A 20,643-nucleotide genomic window follows, 5' to 3' on the forward strand; every position below is an offset into this window, starting at 1 on the left:
CGGCGATTTTACCGGGCGGGCTTTTTCATGTTCTGGATGACTCTGCCACTGCACGCTTACAAGGGGATTTGAGGCACGCCCATGTCGAACGTCTGTACATGAGTCATGTTATACCTGCGCTCCAAATGAGCCGTGAGCTCTTCCATATTCCTGAATTTGTTCTCGATGCTCATGCCCCAACTCTGGTTGGTGATATAGAGCTTGTCCTCTATCTCATTGACCTTCGTTCGTTTTACTTCGCCGTCCTTGGACCTGTGGTATAGCTCGATTCCCTCGGGCCGGTGACTGACAATGTACTGTCCGGGCCGGGTCAGTAGTGGGAATTGATCGACGAGGCGATGAGGCGAAGCGGGGATGGCCGTAGTGCCGGGCACTTGCTTCATACCACTGCTTTGGAGTGCCCACACAAGCCTATCGAGGTTGTTGAATCGCACCGCATGCACCATCTCCAACGAGCTGAACGGGGCTCTGATAAAAAACTTGCCATTGTCCATTTGCACCGGAATTCTTTTCACCTCAGGGCCGTCGAGCCTAAGGTAAAGCACAAAGCCTCCCGCCGACCGTTCAATCAGAAACTCCTTGGGTAGATGCAGCAGATTGCCGGGACCGGCGATCGGTCGTTGTATCGCTTGGGTGCCGACATTGATCTCCAACAGCAAATCCGATTTCACGAATTGGTGGGAGGGCGGGACAGCGTGATTGTTTACCGCGCGCTGCTGGATAGGCAACCGATTCGAAATGATTTCACCTGCGTCGGGCACCAGTCGGTCGGGTTGGCCGCCAACATCGACTACACGAATCCCGATGACCCCTTCCAATTCCGCAAGCCCCGGAACGTTTCGAACGGTGTTGGCGTGCTCGCTGCCAACCAGGGCCACCCATTTATGCGCGCCCTGTTGAACCTGAACACTCTCGATAATGGTATGGGCGATGAACTTGAAACGGTTCGGGCGCAGCGGGGTGTACGTTCTGAGGTCGTCTTGATAGCTGGCCGACGTATCGAGCGCGTGCACCCTGATGCCATGCTGCCGGGCGACGGTCACCAGGTTTTCCAAGGCATGGGGACTTAGCGGATCCACGCCTTGAAGCTCATCCTGGCGACGAAGGTTAGCCCGCAACTTCTCGGACATTACCCCGCTGGAGGCGAACGACGCCAGTAGCGGTTGATCGTACTCGGTCATCAAGTTCTCCAGGTAAAGCGTCTTCACCTGTTGTCTCGCCAGCGCCGGCAGATTGTCGATCAGCAGCATTCTTGCGCCGATAGCGTTATAGGCGGCTCTCAATACCAACCCGTTGGACTGGCGATAGACACTCTCGACAATATCGGAGACCGGGCTGTAGGGCGGGAGTGTTGGCGCAGGGGGCCTGGGAGGTAACGGATGACGATCGAAGAACCGTTGGCTGGCGTCGACAATATCCCATTCGCGTCGACTGTGTTCCCGGCGTGCGCGCCTGCGATCCAGGTTATCGGCAAAGTGGACTTGCTGATGGATGCCAAAGGGATCTGCAGGGAGCTGGGGGCGTCGGATGATCGTTTCAAAGTCATTTCGGTATCGCCTGGATAATTCATAGGGCCTCAGGCCTTGCCCACCTACCTCCAGGCTCAGCTCTGCGGTAGAGAGCGGCGACTCCTGCGTTATGCGAACCGGAGGGTTCCCGGGGATATCCTCGATACGAATACTCAGGACGCCCTGAAGTTGCGCCAGGTCGGGACGATTGCTGCGTATGTTTACCCCCCATCCAAGGTGCTGCCGCTCATAGGCGGGCGAGTTCAGTTGACGCTCCAAAGGAGCATCTATCAGCGCAATCCATTTGCCCCCGGGGTGACTGAGCCGGTCGGCCATGATGACCTGGTTCGCGTGATAAGTAGCATGCCCGTAATATTCGCCACCCAGCAGTGCCTGCCGATACCTGGCTGCACAATCCAGGCCCCTGACGCGTATGCCATTTTCTTGCGCCGCGACGATCAAGCCTTCATAGGTGTAGGGGGTTGGATACGCAGCATCGACATTGACATCCAGGTGTCTCAGACGTTGCCCCAGGCTGTTGCTCACTTCGCCGGTCCTGAACAAATTGTCCAAGGAGATCTGATCGATGTCGATTCTCAAGCGATCCAGGTACAGCGTGGTGACTCCGCTTGCGGCCAGTGCCGACATGTTGTCCATCAATTGCATCTTGCTGCTGGTGCTGACGTGATTTTCGGTCAGTATCACCCCTTGGGACGCTGCCAGAACCGTCTCGACAAGCCTCGGAAGAGTGGCTACGCCGGCCAGTAGAGGGATGAGAGGGCGAGGCGGGGGCGTGACGGCACCGTAGAACAGCTCGGCGTCGTGGCTCAACTTCGTCAGTTGGGCTGAGTAGAACGGCCTCAACGTCGCCTCGCTGGAACGAATATCGGTGCTGATCAATGCCTCGCTTCGCCGGTCAAAACTGGCTCGGTGTTCGGTGGACAATTGATACGGGCGCAATCTCGTGGCGAAGGTGTTTTCACGCCAGTACATTTCGCCTTCGGGCCTGTAGAGCGCGGGACCGGAGGGCTTTGACTCTTTCGGGCTCCTTGCGCAATACGCGCCCAGGACCGGGTCGTAGGCCACGCTGGCGACCTTGCCGCCCTCCAGGTCGACGTACATTGCAGCGCCCTCGACTCTTATCCCGTTGCCGTCAGGTAGTGATAACCCGTTGGGCGGATCGACTGCGTAGCTGGCCAACGATTGTTCCGACGCACGTGTAGTCATGGGCGTGCTGGTTGACGTGTCGGTGACTGAGACTGTGGGTTGTTGCGTGTTCTCGGGAGGGCGGGTGGCAAGGCTGCCCGATTCCGATGGCGATGTGGATGTACGCGAGGTGCCCGCAGTGTTGGGCAGCCTTCCGGACTCGGGAAGTCGCGGAGCGGTCGGCAGGCTGATGTCAGCATCGGGTCTTGGTGTGCCCGTTTCCCTTGGGCGGATGGGTTTTTTTGGAGCCATTTTGTTCGTCCTTGATACACGGTAATGAACGCCGCAAGCGTCATGGAGACGCTGCGGCTGTTTTTCAGAAGGCGTTACCGGCGGGCTTCTTTCAATTATCCCGAGCCGAGGCGATGGTCAGATCCGAGCTGAGCACCTGACGAGTGTCGTCACTGTCCACAGTCCACCGTTGTTCCAGGGTGTCGTAGAAGATGGCCCCGGGCGTGCCGTCCAGGAGGCGAATGCCTTCGATGCTCAGGAAGGTGGTTGCCAGGCGATCATCCGCCTGGTGTGCCTGGATCTCCCGCAGAATGGGAGGGATCAGGGTGTGGCGCCGAATATCCATGCTCAGCAGCCTGGCCTTTGCTTCATCGAAGTCAATCAGATAACGATTACCGGATCGGAGTACTACCTGCACGCTCTCCTTGGGTTTGCCAGGGGCGTGGGGCTGTTCGAGGAGCAGCAGCACATCGCCAACCACAATCGAGCCTTCGCCAACACGTAGATCGGTGTAATCCAAGTCCTCGGATAACGTGTCGGTGTGCACAGTCCAGGCTGACGACTCGGTCTCACCCGTCGTGGACAGACGCAGAGTTGTTCCGGGGCTGGGGTGGATTTCGTAGGCGCTGGCATTGCCTTCCAGCACATAGATGCCTTTGTGTTGGCGATCCGGCACGGTGATTTTTTGTGGTTTTCCGGCTAACCGTATGACTTCGTCCGCGGAACGGTGGAAAAGATAATGGCCATTTCGCTCGCGTAAGGCATGGCGCCCGTCGACCCATCGTTTGGCGGGTTGCCGATGGTCATCGAGATAGGACATTTGCGGCTCGCGAACCCTGTAGGAAATGCCGTCGCGCAGCACCAGGATGATTGAATGCACGAGTGTCACGCCGGCAGACATGATCACGCCCGCCACGTTCGTTGGCGCACCCACGCCGTTCTTCAACCAATGCTTCAGGGTTAACCGAGTGTGGCCCACGAACTGCAATACCAGGCTCATGTCGCTGTAGGTCAGGTAGCTGAACTGACCGATGTCCCGACGGGTTACGTGATACTGAGCGCGCACGCTCTGCAGCTCAGTGCTGTCATAGTCCAGATACAGTGTGGTGGTGGTTTTATCCTGCCGCTCCTGAATCTCGAAAACCGGGTCGTTGCATCCCCTGGGGATGAAATAATGCTCGAGCGGGGAGTGTGGTAGAACCCCGACGCCGCCATTGAAGAGGGTCGCAGCGGCTGGTGATACGCCGTGCTCCAGCACAACCACCTTGATCGAGTGATCGTGCAGGGATTCCAGCTTGCCTGGCAGATCCGGCTTGAGCGTGAAACCGTCCCGCGTGATGAATAACACAGCGTCATTGCGTAGCTCTCGGTGAGCATCAACCGACTGATAGACATCGATGATGCTGACTTGCCGGGGCATTTCGTAGCCGTCGGCACCGCGAAGTATCGTTACGTTCAGCGACGTGCCTTGAACCTGCCAGTGCGCAATCGCTTCCATGGGACAGTCCAGCTCGATGACGCTCAGTTCCAGGCCATCTTCGCTAATGGCCACTTCGCCGCCATTGAGCGCCACGAAATAGCGATCCTTGCCCTGGCCGCCGTCGACTCGGCTGTTGTTCCCCATAAGGCGAAACACATCGTCGCCTTGTCGGCCGGTGGCGGTGTCATCGGCACCGTTGAGCGTAATCGTGTTGGCCTCCCGGCTGCCCAAGACCCGACTGCTACCGCCGGGCACTGTCTCGACGTTTTCGATATCGGTCATCGTTGCGTAGTAGACCGGCGCGGTGTCGTCGAGGGAACTCAAAAGGGAAATTCCCTGGCGCAGATCGACCTCGTGACCGATGTAGGTCAAGGTGTTCAACGGCGTGACCTGTCCTTGCAAGGACACCGTGTCTATACCGGCACCGCCATGTAACGCATTCATGGCGTGCGTGGTGGGTGCCTTGAGGGTTTCGTTGACCTGGAAGATAAACGCGTCGTTTTCACCGCCCCCCGTCAGGTTCTTTTTACCGGTGGTGAAACTGAAGTAATTGGATTTGTCATGCACGCCGAAGACCTGGTCGTCACCGCCTCCCAATTGCCAGTAGATGCCTTTGTTTTTCCCCGGTTCGCCGACGCTGAGCCCAGGCACCTTATCCAAGCCATTGGCGGCGTAGATCACATCGCCGCTGTCCACCACGGTGGGTGTATTGATCGCCTGATAGGGTTCCTCGCCATCTTTCCAATAGAATTTCCAGTGCTTGACCGGTCGCATCTCGACGTCGAATCGACCACTGACGATGGCGCCTATGCTGGATTTCATTTCCCCGTCCAGCAGCTTCTGCGCTTGTTCCTTCAAGGCCTTGGCATAGCTGGCTCGCGTATGTTCGACCTGATAGCGTTCCAGTACGCTGGAGTCCAGGTCCTGTCCGGTGAACGCAAACCAGCCCGAGCGCCAGCGCTCGTTGACACTGAGCTCGATGTAGTCGTCGATATCGTCCACTTGTCGAGCAGCGCCATAAATCCGGGCGCCCAGGATCAGTGTGGCGCACGCGAGCAATCCAAGTGGACCGGCGGAACTGAAGCCAGCCAGCGCTGCGACGCCGATCGCCACCGAGAGGCCGGCGCTCGCCAGGCTGAAGCCAGCGTTGACATAGTGATCCATCGTCTGCTTGCCCGTGGTGTGGGCCGCAGCGTCCAAGGCTTTGATAGCCTGGTAGATATCGAAAGGCAGCGTGAGGACGGCGGCCATCAGCCCCGCGCCGCGAATCAGCCATACGCCTTGCGAGGTGGCCAGGAAACCCTTCAATACTTTGTCGCCGTTGCGCAGCGTCTGGCGCAGCACCTCCTTGTTCTGAGCCAGCATCCTCCCGGTTTGCGTGAGCCCGCGCTCGACGAACATCGACGTCGCTTCGCCGCCAATTTCCCCAGCGCTGATACCGGCTTCAGCGAAATTGCCTTTTTGCAGACCGTCACGGATTCCTAGCACGCCTCCATAGATTCCATACGCTTGCATGCCCAGGCCGGCGGTGATCACGCTATTGGACTTGAGCTTATTGACCCACTTCGGCATGCCGGGCGGAACCGGCAGGTTTTTTTTCGCTTCTGCGGCGCGCAGCATCTTGAGCAGTTTATCGAGCTGGGTCATCGATGTGCTGGAGGCGTGGCCCGGCGCTGTGTCAAAGATCGGCGGCGTGCCGGGTGATCGAACGGACGCCAATTCGTAGAGCAGCAAAGTGGCATCCGGAGCATCGGCCGAAGGCTGGGCCTTGATGTGCTGCTCGACTTTAAGCGGGTCGAACTGGAGGGTGTCGATCAGTGCCCCGTCCGGCTGCAACAAGGGCGGCGATTCAGTCCCAGTGCCAAAGTCGTCGAGCCGCGCACCCATGCGATGAAGCTCGGCACGGCTGACCCTCAGTTCACCGATTTTTACCGGTCCAAGACGCTTGTCCAGCGCCCGAAGCTGCTCCGAAGACACGGGAGCCGACCTGGGCCGAGGCTGGGCCGAAGCCGCAGCCCGGTTCGAGTCGAGATCGGTGACCAGTACAGAAGTCATCCGCTTCACCTCGTGCTGGGCGGATTCCTTTCCTGAAGAGCGTGACATCGATAATTCCCTTTATCGTGAAGTCCTGTCGAACGTCCTCCTGACATTCGTGCGCGCATGGTAAACCGCGCCGGCCTGGGCGGTTCAGCTGAAATGTGTCTTGATGCAAGTGGCCCGTCAGGCTTTGCACCGCTGCCGCACCAGGTGCTTGAACCCTTCCAGCACCAGTACAGTCACGGCCAGCCAGATGGGAATGTAGGTCAGCCATTCTTCGGCCTGGATGCTTTCGCCCAGCAGCAGTGCAACACCCAGTAGCAATACTGGCTCCACGTAGCTCAACAATCCGAAGAGGCTGAACGGCAGCAGCCGGCTGGCGACGATATAGGCCACCAGTGCCGAGGCGCTGATGACGCCGAGCAGCGGGATCAACAGCGACAGCCAGGGGTGTTGATTGAAAACGCCGAAACCCTGTTCTCCGCTCTGCACGAACCAGAGCGCCAATGGCAGCATCAACGTCATGTCCAGCCAGAGGCCGCCCAGGTTGTCGGTACGCAGGCGTTTACGCAGGATGAAGTAGATCGGGTAGCCGATGACCACAAGCCAGGTCGCCCAGGAAAGACCGCCCACCCGGTAGAGCTCGTTGAGCACCCCCAGCGTGGCGAAGAACACGGCGATTTTCTGTAGGCGGGACAGGCGTTCGCCATAAACGATGCGCCCGGTCAGGACCATCGACAGCGGCAACAGGAAGTACCCCAGCGATACGTCCAGGCTGTAGCCGTTGAGCGGTGCCCACATGAATAGCCACAACTGCGCGCCCATCAATGCCGATGACGCCATCGCCCCGAGTAGCAGGCGCGGTGCGGCGACCAGGCGTGCGACCAGGTCCGAGACCAGTTTCCATTCGCGGGAAATCAGCATGAACGCGGTCATGCACGGCATCGTCAGCAGCATGCGCCAACCGAAAATCTCCAGGCCGGTCAGTGGCGTGAGCAGCGAGGTGTAGTAATACATGACGGCGAACAGGGCGGAAGCCGAGATCGATAGAGCGATGCCTTTGGACACTGGGATTCTCTGGGGGGGCGATCAATCAACATTGAACCTGTGGCGAGGGGATGAATCCCCTCGCCACAGGGCTTAGCTGGGACCCATCATATCAAGGCATGCGTGCCACGCGTCCCGGCACGAAGTGACTCACATCGTTGAAGCCCGGCGTCGAGGCATGCCCCGGCGTGACCAGCGAATCGATGAACGCTTCATCTTCCGCGGTGATTTTCACCGCCTGCGCCTTGGTGTACGCATTCCATTGTTCCTCGGTGCGCGGCCCGACGATGGCCGAGGTCACGGCGCTGTTGTTCAGCACCCAGGCGATGGCGAACTCGACAATGCCCACGCCCCGGCCCTGGGTGTATTGCAGGATCTGCTGGGCAATGCGCAGGGACTCGACCCTCCATTCGGTTTCCAGGATGCGCTTGTCCTGGCGCCCGGCACGGCTGTTGGCGTCCGGTGCCACATCCGGCGCGTACTTGCCACTGAGCACGCCGCGAGCCAGTGGGCTGAACGGCACCACGCCAAGGCCGTAGTTCTGCGCGGCGGTGATCTGCTCGGTTTCCGCCTGGCGGTTGACGATGTTGTACAACGGTTGGCTGATCACCGGGCGGTCGATGCCCAGGCTGTCGGCAATGCGGATTACCTCGGCGATGCGCCAGCCGCGGTAGTTCGACAGGCCCCAATAGCGGATCTTGCCCTGGCGAATCAGGTCGCCGATGGCCGACACGGTGACGTGCAACGGTGTGTTGTGGTCTTCGCGGTGCAAGTAATAGATGTCCAGGTAATCGGTGCCCAGGCGCGTCAGGCTAGCCTCGATACCATTGAACAAGTGCTTGCGGCTCAGTCCGCTGCGATTGGGCACGCCGTCCGGCGGGCCGAAACCGACTTTGGTGGCAAGCACCCATTCGTGGCGGCGACTGGCAATCGCCTCACCGACGATTTCTTCGGAGCGACCGCCGGTGTAGACGTCCGCGGTGTCGATGAAATTGATGCCCTGGTCCCAGGCCTTGTCGATGATCCGCAGCGAATCCTCGGTGCTGGTCTGTTCGCCGAACATCATGGTGCCCAGGGTCAACGTCGAGACTTGCAACCCGGAATGGCCTAGCGTGCGGTAGCTCATGACAAGATCCTTTTATCCATGGGGAAAGGCCCAATCAAATACCAGAACCGCCGCGTGGATCCAACCGTTTTCTCAAGCATTCCCAAATCAAATGCGGGAGCGAGCCTGCTCGCAAAGAGGCCAGCAATGCCGACCCGCCCTTTGTGAATTTGACCAATAATACCCAAGGCCTTTTGTGCGGCGGACCGGCGTCACGGTTGACGTCAGCTGGCAGCATGCTGTGCATCGGAACTGGAGAACAAAAATGAAAATAATCATCGCCCCCGACTCGTTCAAGGACAGTCTCAGCGCCCAGGGCGTGGCGGACGCCATCGCGCAAGGGTTGGCCCAGGTCTGGCCGGACGCGCAATTGATCAAATGCCCTATGGCCGATGGTGGGGAGGGAACGGTGGAGGCGGTGCTGGCGGCTTGCAACGGCCAGTGGCGTGAAAACCGGGTCCGTGGCCCGCTGGGCGCCGCTGTCGAAGCCCGCTGGGGCTGGTTGCCCGACAGCCGTACCGCAATCATCGAGATGGCCGAGGCCAGCGGTCTGCAGTTGGTACCACCCGGGCAGCGCGACGCCTGTTCCAGCAGCACGTTTGGAACCGGCGAACTGATCCGCGCCGCCCTGGATGAAGGCGTCAGCCGGGTCATCCTGGCGATTGGCGGCAGCGCCACCAACGACGGCGGGGCAGGGGCGATGCAGGCTTTGGGCGTGGCATTGCTGGATGACCAGGGCCAGGCGCTGCCGCCCGGTGGGCTGGCGTTGGGCAAACTGGCACGTATCGACCTGGGCGACCTGGATCCGCGTCTGGCCGGCGTGCGTTTCGAAATCGCCGCGGATGTCGACAACCCGCTCTGCGGTCCCCATGGCGCTTCAGCCGTGTTCGGCCCGCAGAAGGGCGCCTCCGCCGAGCAGGTGCAGCAACTGGACCGGGCGCTGGCGCACTTTGCCGGACACTGTGCCCAAGTGCTCGACCGTGATGTTCGCGACGAACCCGGCAGCGGTGCCGCCGGTGGCCTGGGCTTTGCCGCCAAAGCCTTCCTCAAGGCGCAGTTTCGGACTGGCGTGGAAGTCGTTGCGCAATTGACCGGATTGGCCGATGCCATCGACGGTGCCGACCTGGTGGTCACCGGCGAAGGCCGTTTCGACGCCCAGACCCTGCGTGGCAAGACGCCTTTTGGTGTCGCCCGCATCGCCAAGCTCCGCGGCGTGCCGGTGGTGGTCATCGCCGGTACGCTGGGGGAGGGCTACGAAGCGCTTTATGAACACGGTATCGATGCCGCGTTTGCCTTGGCGAACGGGCCGATGACGCTGCAAGAAGCGTGCACCGATGCGCCGCGCCTGCTGGCCGAGCGGGCCCGGGACATCGCCCGGCTCTGGCGAGTGGCGGCCTGCTGAATGTGCCCGCGAGGCGGTCGCCAGGATCCGTCAGCCACTGCAGATTGCCTTCGGACATTGACCCGCCCGCACACCCTGCGTAGCCTTGCGCCTTCGAGGTTCTTCGGCACGCGCCGAAGCTAGGGTCTGTATGAAATGTGTTCGCGCGAAGGCCAGACAAGGCGAAACGGGGCGAGGAAGCGGAGTGTACTGGCGTACATGAGCATTCCGAGCCCCGTTTCAACGCAGTATGGGTGAGTGCGGATACATTTCATACAGAGCCTGAAGGGAACGCGGTCCAAGCCGCGGCTGCCCCCGCAACTGTGAACGGTGCTGTTTCTGCAAGGCCACTGTGCATGCCCTGTTACAACGGGCGCACGGGAAGGCGCAGCAAATTGCCAGCCAGGCTATGAATAGAAGCCTGTCTGGCCCGCCGTCAGCCAGGAGACCTGCCTCGACAACAGATTCTCACTACAACCGGGCGGGGTGATCCGGTGGCGAAATCTTCCGCGCACGCCCGTGCCTGCGGTTGTCGTCCCGTTTGCCCGCCACCTTGCCAAAGGGCATCCGATGAAAACACTGGCCAAACTCCCCGTCACCATCGTCACCGGTTTCCTCGGCTCGGGTAAGACCACCTTGCTGCGGCACATGCTCGACAACGCCCAAGGCCGGCGCATCGCGGTCATCGTCAATGAGTTCGGCGAGCTGGGCATCGACGGCGAGATCCTCAAGCAGTGCTCCATCGGTTGCACCGAAGAAGAAGCCAACGGCCGAGTATATGAGCTGGCCAACGGTTGCCTGTGCTGCACCGTGCAGGAAGAGTTCTTCCCGGTAATGCGCGAATTGGTGGCCCGTCGCGGCGACCTCGACCATATCCTCATCGAAACCTCCGGCCTGGCCTTGCCCAAGCCGCTGGTCCAGGCCTTCCAGTGGCCGGAAATCCGCAGTGCCTGCACGGTCGATGCGGTGATCACCGTGGTCGACAGCCCGGCCGTCGCCGCCGGCACCTTCGCCGCGTTCCCGGACAAGGTCGATGCCCAGCGCAAGCTGGACCCGAACCTGGACCATGAATCGCCCTTGCACGAGCTGTTCGCCGATCAACTGGCGAGCGCCGACCTGGTGATCCTCAACAAAGCCGACCTGATCAATCCCGAAGACCTCGCAAAAGTCCGCCTGGAAGTCGCCGAAGAACTGCCGCCAGCGGTCAAGGTCATCGAAGCCAGCAGCGGTCGCCTGCCGCTGGACGTGTTGATCGGTCTGGGCGCCGGTTCCGAAGAACACATCGACAGCCGCCACAGCCATCACGACCACCACCATGACGGCGATGATGACGACCACGACCATGACGCCTTCGATTCGATTTCCATCGAACTGCCCCAGGCCGACGAAAGCCTGCTGCTGGACGCATTGACGCAACTGGTGGTCCAGCACGACGTGCTGCGGGTCAAGGGCTTCGCGGCCATCCCGAACAAGCCGATGCGCTTGTTGATCCAGGGCGTGGGCACGCGTTTCGACAAACACTTCGACCGCCAGTGGGGCGCCGACGAAGCACGGGTGACGCGGCTGGTGCTGATCGGCCAGGCGCTGGATGCCGGGCTGCTCGAAGCGCAGTTGCGCGCCGCCCTCAGCGTTTAAGCCATGCACCTGCTCAGGACCCAGCCCGGCGGTTTCGTGTCGGATGACAACATTGCCGACCTCGGGCAAACCCCCGCCGAGCTGGTGATCCTGTGCAGCGGCGATTCCAGCCTGGCGCTGTTGGCCGAAGCGGCGCGGCAGTTGCCGGACGATTATCCGCAGTTCCGTCTCGCCAACCCGATGCAGGTGCAGAACCACGCCTCGGTGGATCTGTATTTCGACGATGTGCTGCAACATGCCAAGGTCATCTTGCTGTCATTGCACGGCGGCATCGGCTATTGGCGCTACGGCATCGAGCGCCTGATGGAACTGGCCGGGCGCGGCGTGCGGTTGATCCTGGTGCCAGGGGACGACCGCCCCGACCCGGAACTCAGCGACTTGAGCAACGTGCCTGTCGAGGATCGCGACCGCCTCTGGCAGTTTCTCCGCCAGGGCGGATTGGAAAACGCCTTGAACCTGTTCCGGCATCTCGGTAGCCAATGGTTTGGCCGCGATTATCCATGGGCCGAGCCACAGCCCCTGGCGCGCACGGCGATCTATCGTCCCGAAAAAACCAACGCGACCCTGAGCGATTGGCAAGCCGATTGGCAGGCCGACAGAGCCGCGTCGGCGTTGCTGTTTTATCGCTCTCACCTGCAAGCCGCGAACACCGCGTTCATTGACGTGTTCTGCCAGCGCCTTCAAGCAGCGGGGCTCAATCCGTTGCCGATCGCCGTGGCGAGTCTCAAGGAACCCGGTTGCCTGGCACAGGTGGAAGACTGGCTGGACGAGGCAGGGGCAGGGGTGATTCTCAACACCACGGGATTCGCCCAATCCAGCCCCGAAGCGCCGCATCTACGGCCGTTTCGCCGCGATATCCCGGTGATCCAAGCGATCTGTGCCCAGGACAACGAACCCGGCTGGCGCGCCAGCGAACAAGGCCTGGGCCCGCGGGACCTGGCGATGCACATCGCCTTGCCCGAACTGGACGGGCGCATCATCAGCCGGCCCATCAGCTTCAAGGACCTGGCCTGGCGCAGCGAGCGCAGCCAGAGCGATGTGGTCTGCTACCGGGCGGTGCCCGAGCGCATGGATTTTGTCGCCGGACTGGCCCGGCGCTGGACTACCCTGGCGCGGCTGCCCAACCACGAGAAGCGCGTGGCGCTGATCCTCGCCAACTACCCGACCCGGGACGGGCGCATCGGCAACGGTGTCGGCCTGGACACACCAGCGGCGGCGTTGAATATCCTGCGGGCGATGCAGGTCGAAGGGTATCCGCTGTCCGCCGAGCTGCCGGCCAGCGGCACCGCGCTGATCCAGCAATTGCTCGGCGGGGTCACTAACGATCTGGACAGCCTCGACCTGCGGCCGTGTCACCAGAGCCTGGCCCTGGACGCGTACCAGGCCTTGTTCGACGCGCTGCCCGAGGCCAATCGCCAAGCGGTGCTGGAACGTTGGGGCGCACCCGAGCAGGACCCGATGTTCCGCGAGGGGCGCTTGATGGTCGCCGGCCTGCGCCTGGGCCTGACGTTCGTCGGCATCCAGCCGGCGCGGGGCTATCAAGTCGATCCGAGCGCGGTGTACCACGACCCGGACCTGGTGCCGCCCCATGGCTACCTGGCGTTCTATTTCTGGTTGCGGCACACCTATGGCGCCCACGCAGTGATCCACGTCGGCAAGCACGGCAACCTCGAATGGCTGCCGGGCAAGGGAGTCGGGCTCTCGGAAAGCTGCTGGCCGGACGTGTTGCTGGGGCCGCTGCCGAACATCTATCCGTTCATCGTCAACGACCCGGGCGAGGGTGCCCAGGCCAAGCGGCGCACCCAGGCGGTGATCATCGACCACTTGATGCCACCGCTGACCCGGGCCGAAACCTACGGGCCGCTGCGAAACCTGGAGCTGCTGGCCGACGAATACTATGAGGCGCAACTGCTCGACCCGCGTCGCGCCAGGGAATTGCAACGGGACATCCTGGCCCTGGTGCGCGAGACGCACATCGATCGCGAGCTGCAACTCGACGGCGCCCTCGACAGCGACGCCGACGCGGCGATCTGGCTGCCGCGCCTGGACACCTACCTGTGCGATTTGAAGGAATCGCAAATCCGCGACGGCCTGCACATCTTTGGCGAGTCGCCCGGCGGACGGCTGCGCATCGACACCTTGCTGGCGTTGCTGCGCATTCCCCGTGGCGACGGCAAGGGCGCCCAGTCGAGCCTGCTGCGGGCGCTGGCGAAGGCGTTCGGGCTGGGTTTCGACCCGCTCGACTGTGCCTTGGCCGAGCCTTGGTCCGGCGAACGTCCTGAGGCTTTGCGCGACGTCAGCGACGAGCCTTGGCGCACGGTCGGCGACGGTCGGGAACGGCTGGAACTGTTCGCCGCGCGGTTGATCGAGCAAGCCCTGGACGGCGAGATCGGGCCGCTCGACGCGCCGGGTTGGGAGACGGTGCACGGCATCATCGACCACCTGCTCTCCGTCGTTGCGCCGCGCCTGGATGCCTGTGGCCCGGCGGAAATGCGCGGCTTGCTCGATGCCCTGGGCGGGCGTTTCGTACCGGCCGGGCCCAGCGGCGCGCCGAGTCGTGGACGCCTGGATGTGCTGCCCACCGGGCGCAACTTTTTCTCCGTCGACGTACGCAACCTGCCCACCACCACAGCGTGGCGCATCGGCTTCCAGTCGGCGAACCTGATCCTCGAACGGCACCTGCAAGACCACGGCGATCACCTTCGCCAGCTCGGCCTGTCGGTGTGGGGCACCGCGACCATGCGCACCGGCGGCGACGACATTGCCCAGGCGATGGCGCTGATGGGCGTGCGTCCGGTGTGGGCCACGGGTAGCCAACGGGTGGATGATTTCGAGATCCTGCCGCTGAGCCTGCTGGACCGGCCTCGGGTCGATGTCACGTTGCGGGTCTCCGGCTTTTTCCGGGATGCCTTCGCCAACCTGATCCGCTTGTTCGATGCGGCGGTGCAGGCCGTCGCGGCCCTGGATGAGCCCGACGACATGAACCCGCTGGCCGCCAAGGTCCGCGCCGAGCGCGAAGCCCTTCTGCAGTCGGGCTTGCCCCTGGAAGACGCGGCGCGCCAGGCCGGATGGCGGATCTTCGGCGCCAAACCCGGTGCCTATGGCGCGGGTGTACAGGGCGCGATCGACGGTCGGCTCTGGCAGAGTCGCGAAGACCTCGCCGAGGTCTACCTCAACTGGGGCGGCTATGCGTATGGCGCGGGTGACGAAGGCACTGCCGCACGGGCGCAGTTCTCCAGGCGCCTGAGCCAAGTGCAAGCCGTGCTGCAGAATCAGGACAACCGCGAGCACGACCTGCTTGATTCCAACGATTACTACCAGTTCCAGGGGGGCATGCTCGCTGCCGTGGAAACTCTCAGTGGCGAAGCCGCCGCCAGTTACCACGGCGATCACAGCCAGCCGGACCTGCCGAAGATCCGTACCTTGAAAGAAGAACTCAACCGAGTCATTCGTTCTCGCGCGGCCAATCCGAAGTGGATCGACGGGGTCAAGCGCCACGGCTACAAAGGCGCGTTCGAGCTGGCGGCGACGGTGGACAATCTGTTCGCCTTCGACGCCACCACGCAACTGATCGACGACCACCAGTACGCCTTGCTGGCCGATGCCTATCTCCTCGATCCGCATACGCGGGACTTCGTTCGCCAGCACAACCCCGACGCGTTGCGGGACATGACCGAGCGAATGCTCGAGGCGCAACAGCGGGGGATGTGGCAGCAACCGGGCGACTATCGTGAGGCGCTGGAAAACCTGCTGCTGGACATTGAAGAAGATGGCTGACTTATCGATGGCTGACGGGCTCTCGCTACAGGGAACCTCCTTACATGCATGAGATATCTCATATGAGCGACACCCCGCATTTCCCCCTCGCCGCCGTGGTCGGTGCCGATGCGCTGAAATTGGCCCTGTGCCTGGCGGCGATCGATCCGAAGATCGGCGGCGTGCTGATCGAAGGCCCGCGCGGGATGGCCAAGTCCACCTTGGCCCGGGGCCTGGCGGGTCTGTTGGCCAGCGGCCAGTTCGTGACCTTGCCGCTTGGCGCCACTGAGGAGCGACTGGTTGGCACCCTCGACCTGGACGCGGCGTTGGGGGAAGGGCGCGCGCAGTTTTCCCCGGGTGTGCTAGCCAAGGCCGACGGCGGCGTGTTGTATGTCGATGAAGTGAATCTGCTGCCGGATCACCTGGTGGATCTGCTGCTCGACGTCGCCGCCAGCGGCACCAACCTGATCGAGCGCGACGGAATTTCCCACCGGCATCCGGCGCGTTTTGTGTTGATCGGCACGATGAACCCGGAAGAAGGGGAGCTGCGTCCGCAATTGCTCGACCGCTTCGGCCTCAACGTGGCCCTTGACGGTCATACCGCCCCGGCCGAGCGCGGGCAGATCATCCGTCGTCGCCTGGATTTCGACAGCGATCCGACGGCGTTTTGCGCCGAGTGGGAGCCGGCCCAGCAACAGCTTCGTGAACGCTGCCGACAGGCCCGCACGTGCCTGCTCCAGATCCCCTTGGATGACACGGCGCTGGCACAGATCACCGAGCGCTGCTTTGCCGCCGGGGTCGACGGGTTGCGCGCTGACCTGGTCTGGTTGCGGGCCGCCCGTGCCCATGCCGCCTGGCGTGGCGTGCAAGCCATCGCCGATGAAGACATCGATGCGGTGGCCGAGTTTGCCTTGCGTCATCGCCGTCGCGAGCGCACCGAACCGGCCCCAGCGCCAACCCAGGCACCCGCCTCGAACCCGAATGAAGCCAGCCAGCCCAGCGAAGGCCAGGGTCAATGGGGCGACCTGCCGCCCCGGTCGTTGCCGACCGGCGCCCGTCGAGACGTGCCGAGCTGGCCAAAAAAGCCCTAGGCATTCGCCCCCGTTCGCCGATGGGGGCGAATGCCAGGCCCCGTCCGGGACGGTTGGACCAAGGGCGCCAAGGCCACGGCAAAGCGGCGTCCAACGGCGTAGTGGACTGGCCGGGCACCTTGCTGAAAGGACGCCCGCGCTTGCTCGCAGACCTGCGTTTCAAATCGCGTCAGCGTTCAGCCCATGAGCTGTGGCTGGTGATCGTCGACGCGTCGGCCTCGACCCGTCGTCATCGGGCCTTGAGCGACGGCAAGGGCCTGCTCGCGCAGTTGTTCGACGACGCTTATCGGCAACGTGCCCGGCTGGCATTGTTGACGGCCAGCGGCGCCACGCCGAGGTGGCAGGTGCAAGGGCTCAAGGCCTCCACGGGCCTGGGGCATTGGCTCGATGCGCTGGGCGCCGGTGGCGGCACGCCGTTGGTGGCGGCGCTGAACGAGGCCGGGCGCTGGCTGTTGACGCGGCGCAAGCGTTATCCGGCGGAGCAGCAGCGGGTGTTGGTAATGACCGACGGGCGAGTCAAGGAAGGGCTTTCAGCGCCGGTCCTCGATTGCCCGTGCCTGTTGATCGACATCGAAAGAGGCCCGATTCGCCTGGGCCGGGCCCGGCAGTTGGCGGGGCTGTTGCAGGCGGAGTATAGGCATATCGATGAAGGCACTTGAAATGTGCTGTGGCTGTCTGGGCCCTATCGCGAGCAAGCTCGCTCCCACATGGGTTTTGCTGTGAACACATAACTTCTGAGCACCCTAGCTCCCTGTGGGAGAGAGCTTGCTCGCGATGGCATCACCGCGGTTTCAATGCTCTGCCCACCCAACCCGCATCACTGCTCTATGCTCACGCAACCCTTCAAAGGAGTGAACCATGCGCGTACTCGTCACCAATCCCCAGGATGATTTCCGGGTCAAGGCCTACGCCGGCACCAACGGCGTCCTGCTCGCCATGGACCTCGCCGAACCCCGGCGCAAGGGGCTGCTGGGCTTTGCCGTCGAGAAGCAGCACGGTGACAAGCCCTGGCTGTTCCTGTTCAACAGCCTGACCTTCCCCGGCAAGGCCCACACCTTTCCCCAGTTCCACGCCACGCCCAGTGACAAGGCGCCGTTGCAGAAATTTCGCTGGGCCGATTACGCGGTCAATCCCGGCGTGACGATCCATTACCGCGTGCACCTGGCCTACGGCAGTCCCGATGCGCCGCAGTTGGGCGAGTTTCTCGAGGTGACGGTCACCAGTGATGACGGCCAACCCGTCAACCAGCGGGTCATGTTCAATCGCGCCGTGGCTGCCAGCCAGGCGTTCCAGCGCAAGTTTCCCGAATTGGATGCGCTGATCAGCGCCAACAGGAACCTGTCCATCGAAGACTGGCCGGATGCGCCGCGGCGCTGGCTGGAGAACGGTTTGCTGGGGCGCTTGGTCGGCTTCATCGACCGGGCCCTGGATGCCAGTTGGGCGTTGGACGTGGCCATTTACGAATACGAGCTGCCGGTGATTGTCGAGGCGGTGAATGCGGCCCATGCGCGAGGCGCGCGGGTGAGGGTGCTTTACCATGCCCAACCGGAGGACGACGCGACAATCAGCAACGAAGCCAGCCTGGAGAAGCTGCCTGCGGCGAACAAACGTGGACGGGTCACCCACGGCATCTTTCACGACAAGTTCATCGTCCTGAGCAAAGTCGACGCGCAGGGGACGTCAACGCCCGAGGCGGTGCTGTGCGGCAGCACCAATTTCACCGCCAACGGCGTCTATCGCCAGGCCAACGTCATCCATGTGCTGGACGACCCCCGCATCAGCAAAAGCTATCGCCAAGTGTTCGAGCATATCTGGGCCACACCCGAGGACGTCGACGCCACCCGCGATTGGCTGACACTCAACAATCCCATGGTCGCCGACGAAAAACTCTTCGCCGGGTTCTCGCCCCGCAGCGGCAAGGGCGATCTGGATCGCTTTGTCGAGATCATCGCGGCGGCGCGCAAAGACTTGCTGTTCGTCACGGCGTTCGTCTTGCCCGAGCGGATTCTCGACGCCTTGCTCGGTCAGCCGAATGACGACATCCTGCGCTACGGCCTGCAAAACACCACCAGCCGCATCACCGGTTTCCATGCCGACCGCACCGCCGAGTTCGCCGCCACCGCGCTGCTCAACACTGGCCTGGAAGGTTGGCTCAGGGAAAACATGAAAGGCCAGAAGGGCAACCTGCTGGTTCACACCAAGGCCGTGGTTACCGACTTCACCAGTGACGCACCGACCATCATCAGCGGCAGCCACAACCTGAGCGCCGCTGCCAGCTCCAGCAACGACGAGAACTACCTGATCATCCAGGGCGACACCGACCTGGCCGACCGCTACGGGCTCGAACTGCTGCGTTTCTACGAACATTACCGGTTCCGCTATTTTGCAAAGAAGCTTGCCCTCAAGCAGGTCAAGCCCCTGGCACCGGACGACAGCTGGAGCGACGACTATTACCGTGACGGGGATCTGCGCCGGTTGTCGAGGCTGAGGTTCAGCGGCCACTAGGCTCTTCACGGCGGCGCCATGGGCAGGGCGCACTATCCCAAGCCCTCGTGGTCGTAACCTTCAACGCATCCACGCCTGAACGTGACGACCCATGGAGACCGAATGAATCAGGACGTCCCGAACACCGATACCAATCGCCGCCAGTTACTGCAGATCATCGCCGGGTTGTCGGACGGCGTGATACTCGTCGAGGTCGACCAGACCATCGCCTGGGCCAATGAAGCCGCCCTGGCCATGCACGGCGTCACGGAGCTCGGCGAACTGGGCGCCAATGCCAAGCAATACGCCAAGCGTTTCCATCTGCGCTACCGCAACAACCACGTGCTGCCCGAAAACAACTACCCCATCGCCCGCGTCGCTCGTGGCGATGAATTCAGCGATGTGCTGGTGGAAGTCACGCCAGACGCCGACCCGGATCGGACCTGGGTACATCGCATCCGCAGCATGGTCTTGAGCGACCGTGCCGGCGAGCCGGAGTACCTGGTGCTGATTCTCAGCGATGCCACCGAATGGGCCAGTGCCGAGCAACGTTTCGAGAGAACCTTTGCCGCCAACCCGGCGCCGGCGGTGATTTGTCGTCTCAGCGATTTGCGCTACATCAAGGTCAATGCGGGTTTCCTGGAAATGACCGGCTATAGCCGTGAACAGGTGATCGGGCGTTCGGTGTATGAGCTGGACGTGCTCGTGGCGGCGGAGAAGCGTGACCTGGCCATCGAGCGCCTGGGCCAGGGTGCGACCATTCCGCAGATGCAGGCGGAAATGCGCTTGCCCGACGGCACCCACAAACAAGTGATCGTCGCCGGCCAGCCACTGGACCTGCACGATGAAGACTGCATGCTGTTTTCCTTCATGGACATGGAGCCCCGGCGCAAGGCCGAGACGGCGCTTCGCCAAAGCGAGGAGCGCTTTGCCAAATCATTCCGCCTGTCTCCGGTACCGACATTGATTTGCAGCGCCGAGCAACAACTGCTGGAAATCAACGAAGCCTTTCTCCAAGCGACCGGTTACGCCAGCGAAGAACTGGTGGGCAAGACCGTCGAGGAAATCGGATTTCTCGACAAGGCGGCGGGCGCGGCACTGTTTGCCCGGCTGGAAAAGACCGCCACGGTGTCCAGCGTCGACATCAAGGTGCACAAGAAAGGCGGTGAGCAGATCGATTGCGAAGTGGCGGCCGACACTGTTGTCATCCAGGACAAGCCCTGCTATCTGCTGGTGCTGATGAACATCACCGAACGCAAGCGCTCGGAGCTGGAACTGGTCGCCGCCATCGAAGAAGTGATGAAGGACGCCTCATGGTTCAGTCGGACGTTGATTGAAAAACTCGCCAACGTGAAAAGTATCAACGCGCAAACCCCGACGACGTCGTTCACGGAACTGACGGCTCGGGAGCGTGACGTGCTGGGGCTGATCTGCGAGGGGTTGGCGGACAAGGAAATCGCCGCACGCTTGAAGCTGGCCCCCAACACCGTGCGCAATCACGTGGCGACGCTGTATTCCAAACTCGACGTTCACAGCCGCAGCGAGGCGATTGTCTGGGCAAGGGAAAGGGGCCTGTTCTCGAACGAATGGCGGATGAAGGCACCATGATGGCTAGTGCATATGCACCTGGCGCCTTGGTGCAAATTCGGGTTCTGCCCGGTCGCCTACGTCCTTAGGCTGAG

Annotated in this window: 11 protein-coding genes and 1 riboswitch; of the genes, 7 read left to right on the plus strand and 4 right to left on the minus strand. The window is 62.2% G+C overall.

The annotated features are described in order from the left end of the window. Positions 1 to 56: 56 nt before the first annotated feature. The 4 genes from J3P79_RS10695 to J3P79_RS10710 all read right to left on the minus strand — a co-directional run bounded on the left by J3P79_RS10695 (position 57) and on the right by J3P79_RS10710 (position 8,635). Entirely contained in the window at positions 57 to 2,630 is a 2,574-nt protein-coding gene (locus J3P79_RS10695) for a membrane-targeted effector domain-containing toxin (RefSeq protein ID WP_434610298.1), read from the minus strand. Positions 2,631 to 3,057: 427 nt separating this feature from the next. Beyond that, the gene (locus tag J3P79_RS10700) at positions 3,058 to 6,480 is read right to left on the minus strand and encodes a hypothetical protein (protein ID WP_434610300.1); all 3,423 of its coding nucleotides are present in this window, start codon (positions 6,478 to 6,480) and stop codon (positions 3,058 to 3,060) included. A 165-nt stretch (positions 6,481 to 6,645) separates the two neighbouring features. After that, a complete protein-coding gene (rarD, locus tag J3P79_RS10705) occupies positions 6,646 to 7,530 on the minus strand; it encodes an EamA family transporter RarD (RefSeq protein WP_434610301.1) in 885 nt (294 codons plus the stop codon). A gap of 91 nt (positions 7,531 to 7,621) precedes the next feature. Beyond that, on the minus strand, positions 7,622 to 8,635 hold the full coding sequence (locus tag J3P79_RS10710) for an aldo/keto reductase (protein WP_434610303.1): 1,014 nt from the start codon (positions 8,633 to 8,635) through the stop codon (positions 7,622 to 7,624). A gap of 244 nt (positions 8,636 to 8,879) precedes the next feature. Here J3P79_RS10710 and J3P79_RS10715 point away from each other — a divergent pair, with 244 nt between their 5' ends. The 7 genes from J3P79_RS10715 to J3P79_RS10745 all read left to right on the plus strand — a co-directional run bounded on the left by J3P79_RS10715 (position 8,880) and on the right by J3P79_RS10745 (position 20,569). Continuing rightward, on the plus strand, positions 8,880 to 10,016 hold the full coding sequence (locus J3P79_RS10715) for a glycerate kinase (RefSeq protein WP_434610305.1): 1,137 nt from the start codon (positions 8,880 to 8,882) through the stop codon (positions 10,014 to 10,016). 214 nt (positions 10,017 to 10,230) lie between these two features. Next, a riboswitch (cobalamin riboswitch) is annotated at positions 10,231 to 10,466 on the plus strand. Positions 10,467 to 10,565: 99 nt separating this feature from the next. Continuing rightward, positions 10,566 to 11,630 carry a cobalamin biosynthesis protein CobW gene (gene cobW / locus J3P79_RS10720; RefSeq protein ID WP_198726523.1) on the plus strand — a complete coding sequence of 355 codons (1,065 nt, stop codon included), beginning with the start codon at positions 10,566 to 10,568 and terminating at the stop codon, positions 11,628 to 11,630. 3 nt (positions 11,631 to 11,633) lie between these two features. Beyond that, a complete protein-coding gene (gene cobN, locus J3P79_RS10725) occupies positions 11,634 to 15,407 on the plus strand; it encodes a cobaltochelatase subunit CobN (RefSeq protein WP_434610307.1) in 3,774 nt (1,257 codons plus the stop codon). A 62-nt stretch (positions 15,408 to 15,469) separates the two neighbouring features. Further along, positions 15,470 to 16,477 carry an ATP-binding protein gene (locus J3P79_RS10730; protein WP_434610308.1) on the plus strand — a complete coding sequence of 336 codons (1,008 nt, stop codon included), beginning with the start codon at positions 15,470 to 15,472 and terminating at the stop codon, positions 16,475 to 16,477. Positions 16,478 to 16,578: 101 nt separating this feature from the next. Beyond that, the gene (locus J3P79_RS10735; protein ID WP_434611427.1) at positions 16,579 to 17,136 is read left to right on the plus strand and encodes a vWA domain-containing protein; all 558 of its coding nucleotides are present in this window, start codon (positions 16,579 to 16,581) and stop codon (positions 17,134 to 17,136) included. A gap of 199 nt (positions 17,137 to 17,335) precedes the next feature. Then, the gene (locus J3P79_RS10740) at positions 17,336 to 18,982 is read left to right on the plus strand and encodes a phospholipase D-like domain-containing protein (RefSeq protein WP_434610310.1); all 1,647 of its coding nucleotides are present in this window, start codon (positions 17,336 to 17,338) and stop codon (positions 18,980 to 18,982) included. Positions 18,983 to 19,084: 102 nt separating this feature from the next. Continuing rightward, positions 19,085 to 20,569 (plus strand): PAS domain S-box protein, encoded by a 1,485-nt coding sequence (locus J3P79_RS10745; RefSeq protein ID WP_434610311.1) that lies wholly within the window; start codon positions 19,085 to 19,087, stop codon positions 20,567 to 20,569. The last annotated feature ends 74 nt before the right edge of the window (positions 20,570 to 20,643 follow it).

It is taken from the genome of Pseudomonas sp. R1-7, assembly GCF_051132105.1.
Classification (GTDB): domain Bacteria; phylum Pseudomonadota; class Gammaproteobacteria; order Pseudomonadales; family Pseudomonadaceae; genus Aquipseudomonas.